12 protein-coding genes are annotated in these 12,958 nt (G+C 58.1%); 4 read left to right on the top strand and 8 right to left on the bottom strand.

Annotated elements, in window-relative coordinates; all coding sequences use genetic code 11:
• Positions 1-2: 2 nt before the first annotated feature.
• Complete coding sequence (locus tag PH7735_RS10800; RefSeq protein WP_058311386.1) at positions 3-1,538, bottom strand: trimethylamine methyltransferase family protein; 1,536 nt, start codon at positions 1,536-1,538, stop codon at positions 3-5.
• 187 nt (positions 1,539-1,725) lie between these two features.
• On the opposite strand from PH7735_RS10800, the gene PH7735_RS10795 reads away from it, so the two are divergent.
• Positions 1,726-4,128: a GcvT family protein gene (locus tag PH7735_RS10795; protein WP_058311385.1), complete on the top strand. Its 2,403-nt coding sequence runs from the start codon at positions 1,726-1,728 to the stop codon at positions 4,126-4,128.
• A 6-nt stretch (positions 4,129-4,134) separates the two neighbouring features.
• Here PH7735_RS10795 and PH7735_RS10790 read toward each other — a convergent pair whose 3' ends face one another.
• Both PH7735_RS10790 and PH7735_RS10785 read right to left on the bottom strand, forming a co-directional pair.
• Positions 4,135-4,569 (bottom strand): low molecular weight protein-tyrosine-phosphatase, encoded by a 435-nt coding sequence (locus PH7735_RS10790; protein WP_058311384.1) that lies wholly within the window; start codon positions 4,567-4,569, stop codon positions 4,135-4,137.
• Positions 4,569-5,264 (bottom strand): 2-dehydro-3-deoxygalactonokinase, encoded by a 696-nt coding sequence (locus PH7735_RS10785; protein WP_058311383.1) that lies wholly within the window; start codon positions 5,262-5,264, stop codon positions 4,569-4,571. Before PH7735_RS10785 ends, PH7735_RS10790 begins: the two co-directional genes overlap by 1 nt.
• Before the next feature lie 119 nt (positions 5,265-5,383).
• Here PH7735_RS10785 and PH7735_RS10780 point away from each other — a divergent pair, with 119 nt between their 5' ends.
• Complete coding sequence (locus PH7735_RS10780) at positions 5,384-6,082, top strand: NAD-dependent deacylase (RefSeq protein WP_058311382.1); 699 nt, start codon at positions 5,384-5,386, stop codon at positions 6,080-6,082.
• 93 nt (positions 6,083-6,175) lie between these two features.
• Here the strand turns inward: PH7735_RS10780 and PH7735_RS10775 are convergent, their stop codons facing one another.
• The 5 genes from PH7735_RS10775 to meaB form a co-directional block, all read right to left on the bottom strand.
• Positions 6,176-6,667, bottom strand: a complete 492-nt coding sequence (locus tag PH7735_RS10775; RefSeq protein WP_058311381.1) for a copper chaperone PCu(A)C — start codon at positions 6,665-6,667, stop codon at positions 6,176-6,178.
• Positions 6,668-6,734: 67 nt separating this feature from the next.
• Positions 6,735-7,016, bottom strand: coding sequence for a hypothetical protein (locus PH7735_RS10770; protein WP_145865319.1), 282 nt, complete (start codon positions 7,014-7,016; stop codon positions 6,735-6,737).
• Between the two features lie 267 nt (positions 7,017-7,283).
• Entirely contained in the window at positions 7,284-7,574 is a 291-nt protein-coding gene (gene rpmB / locus PH7735_RS10765) for a 50S ribosomal protein L28 (protein WP_058311379.1), read from the bottom strand.
• 259 nt (positions 7,575-7,833) lie between these two features.
• A complete protein-coding gene (locus PH7735_RS10760) occupies positions 7,834-8,631 on the bottom strand; it encodes an alpha/beta hydrolase (RefSeq protein WP_058311378.1) in 798 nt (265 codons plus the stop codon).
• Complete coding sequence (gene meaB, locus PH7735_RS10755; RefSeq protein WP_058311377.1) at positions 8,628-9,605, bottom strand: methylmalonyl Co-A mutase-associated GTPase MeaB; 978 nt, start codon at positions 9,603-9,605, stop codon at positions 8,628-8,630. Before meaB ends, PH7735_RS10760 begins: the two co-directional genes overlap by 4 nt.
• On the opposite strand from meaB, the gene PH7735_RS10750 reads away from it, so the two are divergent.
• Positions 9,604-10,407, top strand: coding sequence for a DUF3108 domain-containing protein (locus tag PH7735_RS10750; RefSeq protein ID WP_058311376.1), 804 nt, complete (start codon positions 9,604-9,606; stop codon positions 10,405-10,407). The two genes, meaB and PH7735_RS10750, sit on opposite strands and share 2 nt — an antisense overlap.
• A 42-nt stretch (positions 10,408-10,449) precedes the next feature.
• Positions 10,450-12,903, top strand: coding sequence for an ATP-dependent helicase HrpB (gene hrpB, locus PH7735_RS10745; RefSeq protein ID WP_058311375.1), 2,454 nt, complete (start codon positions 10,450-10,452; stop codon positions 12,901-12,903).
• Positions 12,904-12,958: the final 55 nt, after the last annotated feature.

The following is a 12,958-nucleotide window of genomic DNA, read 5'->3' as shown; positions in this document are numbered from 1 at the left end:
GATCATCCAGCGGCCCCCAGACGAATATCAAATTTGTCGCGAATACGCTTGTCGGTTGCGGCATCCAGATACCCCGGATCAGGTTTTGCCAGCAGGTCGCGCACCTGCGCATTGGCGCGCGACCATGCATCCTGTCGTCCTTTTTCGGACCAAGTGATCGGCGCGTCCCTGTCCGCCATCGCGGGATAGAAATAGTCCCGCTCCATCGCGCCCATGGTCTGCATCCCTCCGAGGAAATGACCTTCGCCCAGAACCGCATCCACAATGGCGTCATAGCCCAAGGTGTCCTGACTGACCTCTACCCCCCGCAGAGCGCGGTAAATGTGGGCCAACATGTCATTGTCGAGCAGGAACGCCTCGAACGAGGCCCCCAAAAGCGACGCGCTCATGCCCGCACTTTCATAGATCAGGTTTCCGCCAGCGAGCCCTGCCGCCATGGCCGAGATGCCTTTCTCCATGCCGTATTGGGCATCCAGAGCCTTGGCATCTGTCATGCTGCTGGCAACGCCCGAGACCAGTCCGAGCCAATTCGAAATCTGGGCCGAGGCCGCGTTCATAACGCTGATTTCTCCGCCGCCGCCACAAAAGGCACCAGTGCGCAAATCAATCACCAAAGGCCAGTTCGAAAACACCATCGGATATCCGGGCGCATACACATGCACCATCACAAGGCTAGCCAGTGTCTCGGCAAGCGATTGCGCCAGAAACCCTGCCAGTGTTGCAGGTGCTGTCGCTCCGGATTGCGCCGCCGTGATACAGCTGATCGGGATGTTGTGGCGAATACACTCCAACGCCACGGCCACCGCATCTTCTCCAAACCGCATCGGAGAAATCACCGGCGAAATATGCGCCTTGATCCACGGGTTGCGTTGAAAGCTGCCTGCCCCGTCGGCCAGTTCGACCATATCGATGATGGGCGACACATGTTCGGCCAAGGTGAATGAGGTGGCCACGGGCCGTGTTGTCCCGCGCAATAGGGCATAGACCGTGTTCAGGTCCAGCAACCATTCCCCCGGCATGTCCGAGGCCACGCAGCACCGTGTAAACCAGCTGACATTATCAAGACCATCCTGAAGCCGTGTGAAGTCATAAAGATCCTGAAGCGTCGTCGGGCGATAGTCCCCTGTTTCCACATCAAGAATTTGAACAGCAGCACCGCCTGTCCCAAAGTGCACGCGGTCACCGCCCACTTCAATCGATCGCGCCGGATCACGCCCGTTCAGTGTAAAGCGGCCCGGTGCGGCGGCGATGGCCTTTTGAACCAGTGCAGGTGGCAATTGCACCCTGTAACCTTTGACGCGGGCGCCATGGGCAACCAACTGGTCACGCAAATAGTCAGGCACCTCGCCCATACCGAGGTCATCCAGCAATCGCAAAGCCGTGTCATAGATATTTTGACAATCCGCATCACTCAACGGCCGGTACTGTCCGCCCTGCTGCCCGGGCGGACACGGGTTTTCTTTTGGCGGGGCACTTCGCTGTGCAAGCTTTTCCCGTCGACCAGAACGGCGGCGTTTTGTTGCTTCGATGTCGGTCATGCGGGTCCGCCTTTGAGGTTTCCCCACCAGATCAAGGCTTGCCCCCCATCGGCGCAAGCAGAGAATTTCAGTTTCAGTTTCAAAAATTCTCAGATTTCAATTTTCTTAAACTGTGACGGTCATGATTGTGCAAACAACTTGTTATTGCCAATCCTTGCATCAACAGATTCACGAAAAGGGAAACCCCATGAAATCGACTGCACGCGTAGTTGTCATTGGCGGCGGCATTGCTGGTTGCTCGACTCTCTATCATTTGACCAAAGAAGGCTGGAGCGATGTCGTCCTTGTTGAACGCAATGAACTGACCAGTGGTACAACATGGCATTCGGCGGCTCAGGTGACAAACTTTGGCATGAACCAAACGATGGTGGGTTTAAAAACCCACTCCATCAACCTGTATCGGGAACTGGCTGCCAACACCGAATACCCTGTCGGATATCACTATGGGGACGGGGGCATCCGGTTGGCCAATACCGAAGCCCAGATGGACGGCTACCGTCATTTCGTGTCCCAAGCGCAAGGCATGGGGGTCGAATTCGAAGTGATTGATGCCGAAGAATGCGCCCGCCGGCACCCGCTGATTTCGACCGATAACCTTGTTGGCGGGTTGTGGGACCCGCACGACGGGGACATCGACCCTGCGCAATTGTGCCAGGCGCTTGCCTTTCATGCCAGAAAGGCCGGTGCCGAGGTGTATCGCAACACGCCGGTAACGGGTCTGACGCAGCATAAAGATGACAGCTGGACCGTGCATACCGAACACGGCGATATCGATTGTGAAATCGTCGTCAACGCCTGTGGCTATCGGGTAAACGAAGTTGGCGCCATGATGGGGGTCGAGCATCCTGTTGCCTCAATGGAGCACCAGTATTTTCTGACGGAAGATATCCCCGCGATAAAAGAAGCGGGCCACCGGATGCCGCTCTTGCGGTGCCCGATCAGCGATTATTACAGCCGTCAGGAAAAGAACGGCCTGCTGGTCGGATTTTACGAACAGGACTGTAAAACATGGGGCATGGACGGGATTGATCCGAACTTTGTGAATGCTCTGTGTCCGGATGATCTTGACCGTGTGATGGATGTTCTCGAGGGCGCCTTTGCCCGCATGCCTGCACTTCAGGAAACCGGCATCCGTGCGATTGTTAACGGACCCATCACCTATACCATTGATGGCGCCCCGTTGGTGGGTCCCATTCCCGGCAAGCGGAACGCCTTTTGTATCATCGGTTTGCGTGCGGGTCTGGGCGAAGGCGGTGGACATGGCTGGATGCTCGCCCAACAAATTGTGCATGGCGAAGCGTGTTACGACACCTGGTGCATTGATCCGCGTCGCTTTACCGGCCACGCCAATGTTGAATTGACCGCACTGAAAGCAATCGAAGACTACCAGAACGAATTCCGATTTCATTTCCCGCACGAACACCGGCCTGCCGGACGGTTTGCCAAAACAACACCACTCACGCCAATCCTGCAGGCCGAAGGCGCGGAATTCACACCGGTCAACGGATGGGAACGCGCCGACTATTTCAAACCCTCTCCGGATTTCACCGAAACACACGGATACCGGTTTACCGAAGTCTTTGATGTGGTCGCGGCAGAGGTCAAATCGCTGCAATCCGGTGTCGGGATCACCGAGGTCAACGGGTTTAACCGGTTTGAAATTTCGGGTGACGGCGCGCAGGATTGGCTCGACACGATGTTTTGCGGCAACGTCACCCGCAAGGCGGGCCGGATCGGGCTTGGCTATATGCTGAACCATCACGGGTTGATCAAAGCCGAGGCCACCATTGCCAATCTGCCCGATGGCCGCATCTGGTACGGCTCTGCTGCGGCCTCGGAATTTCATGATATGGATTGGCTCACCGCGCATGCACCCGAAGGCATCACGGTAAAAAGCCTGACCAATGACATGACGATCATTGTGATCGCCGGTCCCAAATCACGCGATGTCCTGTCCAAAGCGGCGCGCGGTGACTGGTCGGCCGCGGCCTTCCCGTGGCTCTCGGTGCGCAAGGCTTCTATCGGGATCGCTCCGGCGGTTGTGATGAGTGTCAGCTTCTCCGGAGAACTGGCCTATGAAATCCATGTGCCGAACGCCTCGCTGTTTGCGGCCTGGACTGCCCTGCGTGCGGCTGGCGCCGACCATGGCATGACCTTGTTCGGGGCACGTGCGGTTGAATCCATGCGTCTTGAAAAAGGATATCGTCACTGGAAAGCAGACCTGATCACCGAATTTGACCCGTTTGAATCCGATTTGTCCCGCTTTGTGAAAATGGAAAAAGCCAACTTTATCGGCAAAGAAGCTTTGCAAAAACGACTGGACGCCCCGTCGGGCAAGACCTTTGCCACGCTCAAAGTTGCAAGTGACATTGCCCCTGCTCAGCCCGGCGCCTCCATTCGCGCCAACGGCAAAATCATCGGCACCGTGACCTCGGCGGACTGGGGGCACCGCGTGAACGAAAACCTTGCAATGGGGTTCCTTGATGAAGGCCACAGCGCGGTAACGATTGATATTCTGGGGACAGCTGTTGCCGCCGAAGTGGTGTCGCCTGCCCGCTATGATCCGAAGATGGAGTTGCCGCGCAGCTGATCCTGACTATCCGAGGTGCCCGACCAACCCGCGTGCGCACTCTTCAACCAGATCCAGTGCGCCGTCAAAGTCACGCGTATAATACGGATCGGGCACCTCGTTCGCACCACTGTCCGGTGCAAAATCCGTGAACAACCGCAAGGGCGTTTCATTGCCGTTGGGGCGCAAACGTTCCATGTTCTCGATGTTTGACGCATCCATTCCCACAGTCAGATCGAAACGCCCGAAATCGGCGGCTTCAAACTGGCGCGAGCGCATGTCGGAAAAATCATATCCACGGGCGCGCGCGGCCTGTTGCATGGGCCCATAAGGCGGCTCGCCTACGTGCCAACCACTTGTTCCCGCACTGTCAGTTTCGACCTCAGGTGCAAGATCCCGAAAAACGCCTTCTGCCGCAGGAGAGCGGCAAATATTTCCAAGACAGACAAACAGAACCTTCATCACAGTCCTCCGTGCACGGAAACGGCGGCGGCAACACCCGCCAAAAGCATATCGGTATCATCGGCCCGTTCAACAGGCACCCCCTGTCCCGACAATCCCAGAGCCAGCGCATCAGCGCTCCGCCCTGCACCGACAAGCAACACCTGCTGTCCCAACCAGTAGGGGCGCGCCGCAGCCAGTTCAGCCCCAAGCAATGCCCCCCAGAGCGTGCCCGCGTCCCCTGCCCGCGCGAGATAAGCCGCAAGCCGTTCTGGACGCGTCATAACCTCGTCCAAAGCAGCCCGAAGCCGATCTTCGTCCCAATCGTCGGACACATCCAGAGCTGCAGCCAACTGGGCTGTGACAAACCGCTGAAAGCTGATGACTTCACCCGCGCTCACATGGACCCAGGCCGTGCTTGCGCCCATGACACAAATCACGCCATCCCAATTCGGGTTGGCAGCCACAAATCCCGCGACGCGGGCCTCTGCCCCATCACTCACCTGACCGTCCCATGCCAGTGGTGGAAACAGCCATCCTCCGCCCTCGCCCGAAACAAGGCGATCCGGAATGGCCGTGCACGGCAGGCTGCGCGGTGCGGCGCCGCCTCCGACCATGACAATGGGGCCCTCGGCCCCCGAGATTTCCTGACGAGAGGGCATCTCCCACATTGAAACGCCTCCCTTATGGCGTTCGGCGACAATCCATTTGCTCATCTGAATCTCCTTCCCCTCTGGTGTTCCCAATCATGCGGCCAAGGTCAACTCCCTCTTGTTGCTTTCCACAGGGGTTGCCATGGTGCGAGGGACACATTTCCAAAGGCAAGGACGTTTCGATGAGCAACGACAAGATTGTGATCCTGACCGGCGCAGGCATTTCCGCAGAAAGCGGACTTGGGACGTTTCGCGACGAAGACGGGCTTTGGGCGCAGCACCGGATCGAGGATGTCGCGACCCCCGAAGGATTTCACCGCGATCCCGATCTTGTGCACGCCTTCTATAACGCAAGACGCGCCCAGTCAGCCGAGGCCAAACCGAACGCCGCACATGATGCTTTGGCAAAGCTGGAACGGGACCACCCCGGAGAAGTTCTGATTGTTACCCAGAACGTTGATGGTTTGCATGAAATAGCTGGCTCAACAAATGTTCTTCACATGCACGGTGCCCTGAACGGTGCCTTATGCGCAAGCTGCGACAGCCGCTGGCCCGCGCCGCTGGTGATGCATAAAACCGATGCCTGCCCCCAGTGCGGGCGCGCGACGACTCGGCCGGACATCGTCTGGTTTGGTGAAATGCCCTACTATATGGATGAAATCTGGGGACACCTTGCCAGTGCGGATTCCTTTGTGGCAATCGGCACCTCTGGCGAGGTCTATCCCGCCGCCGCTTTTGTCCAAGAGGCAGACCGTGGTGGCGCACACACTATCGAGTTGAACCTTGCGCCGTCGTCACGAGTGTCCGATTTCGCCGAAACCTGCTTTGGTCCGGCCACGCAAATCGTTCCGCAGTGGGTGGCTCAGGAACTCTCGCGCTAGCGCCCCCACCATCCACGGAAAAAGGCCGCGCAATCGCGGCCTTTTATGTTCAACAAGATCTTCAGCAGAGCAGCAAAAGGCTCTGGCTGCGATTTAGTTTTTCTTCATGGTGCCGTGGTTCATGTGACCACCGCCGTGCATGGGCTTGCGTTCCAGATCAACCGGAATCTCGACGGTCATCTCGCCGGCTTTCTCAAACACCAGGGTCACAGTGACGACATCACCGTGTTCGAGTTGCTGGTTAAGACCCATGAACATAACATGGTCCCCGCCCCGCATGAGCATGTGGTTGCCATGCGCGGGAATGGTAAATCCTTCGGGAACGTGCAGCATTTGCATAACGCCGTCGGCATTTTCACTGTGGGTGTGCAACTCGACCTTTTTGGCGACGTCCGAACGCGCATCAATCAGCTGATCTGCTGCGTCGCCGTGGTTTTCAATAACCATGAAAGCAGCGCCGGATTTCGACATTTTGGCCGATACGCGGGCATATGGGTCGTCAACCTTGATCATGCTTTCAGCAAAAGCAGGGGCAGCAAGGGCGATCGCGGCCACGGTGGCCAAAGTAATGGATTTGAAAGACATCAGGTCTCTCCCGTTTCGTATAGTCTGATTGATTTGTTTTGGGCTTTTTGAAGAACGGCCAAAGGCCTCAGACAACAAAAGGGGGAGCGCGCGCCGAAGCTTCAATCGGTCGAATCACCCGAAGCGAAACCTCATAGGCATGTCCAATCTTCTGTCCGCGGCTATCAAGCGGAAGAGCCACCACAGGGACGGGCGACAGCGCCTCCATCAACGACAGGCTGAACTCTGGACAGATATGGGAAGGTCCGGTCGGATTGCCCTCGGCATCCACGGGCATCATCACCGGTCCAGTACCGGTGCAAAGCTCCATGAAGCCGGACGCAGTGGGCATTCCACGCGCAATCGCCATGCTGTGTCCTGTCAAAACAAGCACAGCAACCAACAGACTCGCGATATGTAGACGCAACCTGACCATGGGCTGTATCTAAAGCTTCCAACGCAGGAATGTATAGCGACAAAACGCCTTACCCACCCGTCCGCGCGTGCGTTTTGTCCAAAGGCACCCCCCCTCGCCGGGTGCCAACCCTAGGTGGGCTGTTGGCGTGGCGATGCAAAAGGAATAACCCCGCCTGAAATCTCAGGCGGGGCCATAATCACTGTCCGATCGTCAAAAGGTTCAGGCGGCTGCGGCCTGGGCCTTTGCAATCTCTTTTTTGACCTTCAGAGCGTTGTCTGAGAGTTCTGTGTCTTTCGCTTTCGCCATGAATGCGTCCAGACCACCACGGTGATCTACTGTGCGCAGGGCTGCAGCTGAAATGCGCAGTTTAACACCACGACCCAGAACTTCTGACTGAAGAGTCACGTCGTTCAGGTTGGGCAGAAAACGACGGCGGGTTCTGTTTTTGGCGTGGCTGACATTGTTGCCAGTCATCGGGCCTTTTCCGGTCAGTTCGCAACGGCGCGACATGGGTACATCCTCGTTTTTCGGTCCACGGGGAAGTTGACCCCGTCAAAGCAAATGGGCGCTGCCAAGGCCGCGCCCGGAATTTCGTTCGGCGTCATTAGGCCGAATATTCAGGGGCGTCAAGTGATTCAGGTAAAGGAATCCTTGGACACCGCTGATTTATCCCGAAGTGACGCAAAGGTCCAGCATCACGCCGGTTCCGGCCCCTGAATTCTGGTGTTTACGCAAATGAACGGCGTCGAGATGTTTTGGCGGGCTTGGCTTAGTCACCAGACAAAGCTGCGTGGCGCGCGCACGCCTCGTTTGCCAAATCAAGATGCCCGCGCTTTTGCGCGTTTTCGGCAAGGTGACGCCAGTAAATCGCAGAGGTCCGCCGTCCAGACCGGTGAAACTGGCGAATGGCGTCGACATCTACGCGTCCGGACAGCAATTGCGCCTGGACCCGTCCGAAACCACCTGTTTCGCCCAGAATACGCGTGGCCGGATGACCACCACAGCCCAAGCTGCAGACCGATATGTTCGGAAACGCCACACAAATCAGATCCGCATGCCGTCGGTCCATTGGGCGAAACGGATCAATCAGGATCACCCCTTTCAATCCACGTCGGGACCTGCGCGCCACATCCCCCAGGTCAGGGTCAAAACCCGCTGCACTGTCGCGATACCGTTTGTCCCAAGGCACCAGAGAGGGCGCAATCGAGAATTGCGGCGACACAAGCAAGGCATGTTGCAAACGCAAGGCCTTGGAAAACCGCAACGCCGCATAGCCCCCCATCGAAAACCCCGTACCGACAACCCGCCTGTAGGGCGCTGTCAGGTCTCGCAACCGGTCTTCGAAGGCCTCGGTTTCATCATTGATGTACCAGTCATTTTTGCGCGATTGCAGATGCAGGTGCGCATAGCCCTGATTCACAAACCGCGCTATCGGTTTTGGATCGCTGAATGCGCCATCTGGCGTGATCCTTTGGCGGAACGTCACAAGCGCCTTGCGGGCATCGCCGTTAAACAAAGTGGCCCGAAGCCGATCTCCGTCAAACACGCGCTGCCCTGTTCTGCTCATCGCGACAGATACTCTTCCAGCATCCGTTGCGCGGCCTTTCCGGGCGTGGTCGATCCGTTTTCAACGTCCCGCGCAAGGCTTTCCATGGCTTCGCGTGCCGGGGATTGATGCAGACGCGCCAACAATCCCTGACGCACCTCTTCTTCGAACCAAAACCGTGCCTGTCCCGCGCGCCGCATGTCCCAATGGCCATTCTCACGACGCCAGTCTGTCAGGGCCTGCATTTCGCCCCATGATGTCTCAAGACCGTCTTCCTGCAACGCGGACACGGTCATGGCCTTGGGGAACCCTTGTGGATCTTGCGGGCGTTTACGCAGCAGGCGCAATGCACCGGAATAGTCCGCACAGGTGCGCATTGCAGCCGCTTTGAGATCACCGTCCGCCTTGTTCACAAGGATGATATCCGCAATCTCCATGATGCCGCGTTTCACACCCTGCAATTCGTCCCCGCCCGCCGGCGCCAGCAACAGCAAAAACAGGTCGGACATCTCGGCCACAACAGTTTCGGACTGCCCGACACCAACGGTTTCGATCAGAACAACGTCAAAACCCGCCGCCTCGCACAGGGCTACGGCCTCGCGGGTGCGTCTGGCCACACCGCCAAGGTGGGTTTGGCTAGGAGACGGGCGGATAAAGGCGTTTGGATCACGGCTGAGGCGCTCCATCCGGGTTTTGTCCCCCAAAATCGAACCGCCGGAGCGCGCAGATGAAGGATCAACCGCCAAAACAGCGACTTTGAGCCCCTTCGCCGTCAGCGTCATTCCAAAGCTTTCGATGAAGGTCGATTTGCCCACACCCGGCGTGCCTGACAGACCGATACGCAAGGCCTGACGCCCTGATCCGCGCAGCCGCTCGAGCAGTTCACTGGCAAGCGCACGGTGATCTGCGCGGCCGCTTTCGACCAGCGTAATCGCCCTTGCCAGCGCGCGGCGGTCCTGCTTCAATACCTTGTCATGCAGCTGTGCGATATCCATGGCCGTTCCTGTCTCTCTGGCGCTGAACGCGCCTCCCTTTTGGGGTGATTACATGCCTTGTCGCACGCGCGCTTGTCCAGCCTCGATCCCTTTTCTGCGCGGAAAATCCTGCCGCGCGCTTCTATGCGCCGCAGTCGCAACCGTTTTTGCCGCGCCCGTTTCGGCAGAGCAGCTTTGGTCTGTGCATGCCTTTGGTCTGAAGGTCGGGGAATTGCGGGTTACCATGACCGAAAGCGGCGGGGCGTTTTCGGGGGTCGGCAAGTTCCAGACAACCGGTTTGGTCGGCGTCGTGGCCAGTATCCACTTTGATGCCGCATCCAAGGGCCGCTTGGAGGGACAGTCCTATGTGCCAGCGACCTATGACGGGCATATCAACACGGGCAAGCGGGTTTCCGAAACCTCTTTGGCGTTCAAAAATGGAATCCCCCACGAAATCAGCGGCAAACAGGATCCGGCGGTTCCGATTTCAGATGCGATGCTCAAAGGCGCCATCGATCCGATGACGCTCATGTGGCTGACATTGCGCGACCAGCCAGATGCGCCAGAGTGTTCTCAGGACGAAAAACAATTTGACGGAACCCGATTGGCGCGGCTGCATCTGACCAGGAAAACCACCGACGGTGACAAAATCACCTGTTCGGGCAGCTATGACCGGCTGGGCGGGTATTCCGCCGAAGAACTTGCCGAAATGTCGACGTCGCCCGCATCAGTGACCTATCAGTTGCAGGACGGCATTTGGCGCAGCGTCGGCGTCAAGCTGCGATCGCGCCATGGCCCCGCGACGCTTGTGCGGCGTAACTAAGACCCTCTGGACCCGCCCTGCCGCTTGGCCGATAAGGGGCGCATGTCCCGCCTGCCGATCCAAGACGCCATCCCATCTTTGCTCTCTGCGCTTCGCGACAGGGGGCGTGCCGTGCTGCAAGCGCCACCCGGGGCGGGTAAAACCACGGTTGTGCCCCTTGAAATGCTAAAGGCTGGCCTTGGCAGCGGCGCCGGAAAAATTCTGATGCTTGAACCGCGCCGGCTTGCCGCGCGAGCGGCGGCAGAGCGCATGGCGCAAACTCTTGGAGAGAAAACCGGCGCCACAGTCGGGTATCGTGTACGCGGAGAAAGCAAAGTCAGCAGCGAGACCAAGATCGAGGTCGTCACCGAAGGAATTCTGACCCGTATGATCCAGAGCGATGCCGAGCTTTCTGGCATTGGCGCGGTCATTTTTGACGAATTTCATGAACGCTCTTTGAATGCTGACCTGGGGCTTGCCCTGTGTCTTGAAATTGCCGATGCGCTGCGCGACGATTTGATCCTGTTGGCCATGTCGGCCACGCTTGACGCAGAACCCGTGGCCCGCCTGATGGGGGATGTCCCCGTCATCACATCGGAAGGGCGCAGTTTTCCTGTGGAAACGCGCTGGCGGGACAAACCACTGGCCAAAGGCGAACGTCTGGAAGACGCAACCGCACGTGCAATCGAAGCCGCGATCACCGAGACCGAGGGCGGTGTCCTGGTCTTTCTGCCCGGCGAAGGCGAAATCCGCCGCACCCAAGCCAAACTGCGATTGCCCGACACATGTCACGTCCGCCCGCTTTTTGGCGCGATGCCCTTTAAGGACCAGCAAGCCGCCATCCGACCATCCGAGTCCGGTCGCAAGGTCGTTCTTGCCACATCCATCGCAGAAACTTCCCTGACCATTCAGGACATTCGCGTTGTCGTTGATGCAGGCAAGGCACGAAGGGCCCGTTTCGACCCCGGCTCTGGCATGTCACGTCTGGTGACGGATCGCGTGACCCGTGCAGAAGCCACCCAACGCCAAGGGCGCGCAGGGCGCGTTGCAGAAGGAGTCTGTTACCGTCTTTGGACCAAGGGCGAGGAAGGCGCGATGCTTGCCTATCCGCCTGCCGAAATTGAATCTGCCGACCTCACGGGGCTTGCGCTTGAACTGGCACTTTGGGGGGCAAAGATTGAGGATATGGCGTTTTTGACACCGCCGAATGCAGGCACCTTTGCCGAAGCACAAACGGTTTTGCGGATGCTTGGCGCCCTTGATGACGACAACCGGATCACAAGGCACGGCCGAACATTGGCCACCATCCCCCTGCACCCACGCCTTGCCCATATGCTGACCGTTGCGGGGCCGGATGCGGCACCGCTTGCGGCTCTTTTGGCGGCCCGCGATCCTCTGGCGCGTGGTGCGCCGGTCGACCTTGCCTTGCGCCTTGAGGCCCTGTCGGATTTGAGAGTCTTCACCGAACGGCGCCCCTATCAGGTGAACCGCGCTGCGTTGCACACGATCCGCGACGAAGCCAAACGTCTTGGCAAATCCGGCAAACGCACGAATGCAACTCCGATGAGTGCGGCAGAAACCGCAGCGCTGGCCTATCCTGATCGTATTGGTTTGCGGCGCAAAGGCGATGTTCCACGGTTTGTTCTGTCGGGCGGAAAAGGTGTTGTGCTGGACGATGCCGATCCACTGGCCAACACCCGGCTGATTGTTGTTTCGGACACTGATGGCAACCCGAGAGAGGCGCGCATCCGCCAAGCCATTGCCATCTCCGAAGCGGAAATCCGGTCCTTGTTCGCAGATCAGATCAGATGGGAAGACAGCTGTGTCTGGTCAAAACGCGAACGTCGCGTGATTGCAAAACGACAAGAAATGCTGGGGGCCGTTGCCCTTGATGACCGCATCTGGAAAGAGGCACCTGACGACAAAATTGCCTATGCCATGCTGGATGGCGTGCGTGACCTCGGGCTGTCCCTGTCAGGCCCCGCCCGCCGGTTTGTCTCCCGTGTCGAATTGATAAGAGCGGCAGGACATGACCTGCCCGATATGACGACAGAGGCCTTGATGGACCGTATCGAGCAGTGGTTGTTGCCGCATCTGAACGGTGTAAAGACAGCAGAGCACTGGAAGAAGTTCGACGTTCTTGAAGCGCTGAGAGCACAACTTGACTGGGGCCAAATGCAACTTCTTGACCAGCAGGCACCAGCGCATTTTACAACGCCGCTAAACCGCAAGATCCCGATCGACTATTCCGGTGAGCATCCGGAGATAAGCTTGCGGCTGCAAGAGCTGTTTGGCCAGACCTCGCACCCCATGGTGGGACGCACGCCGCTTCGCGTTACGCTGCAATCTCCGGCAGGACGGCCAGTTCAGACAACGATGGACATTCCCGGCTTTTGGGCCACGTCTTATGCGGATGTACGCAAGGATATGCGAGGGCGTTATCCAAGACATCCCTGGCCCGAAGACCCGACCCAAGCCGATCCCACGTTGCGCGCAAAGCGCCGAAAACCCCAATAAAAAAGAAAAATTAGTGCAAGGGTTGAAAATCAACCTGATAATTGTATATACAATG

It is taken from the genome of Shimia thalassica, assembly GCF_001458215.1.
Lineage (GTDB): Bacteria > Pseudomonadota > Alphaproteobacteria > Rhodobacterales > Rhodobacteraceae > Shimia > Shimia thalassica.
The sequence above is the reverse complement of the archived record's forward strand: the minus strand, read 5'-3'. Positions and strand labels throughout refer to the sequence as shown.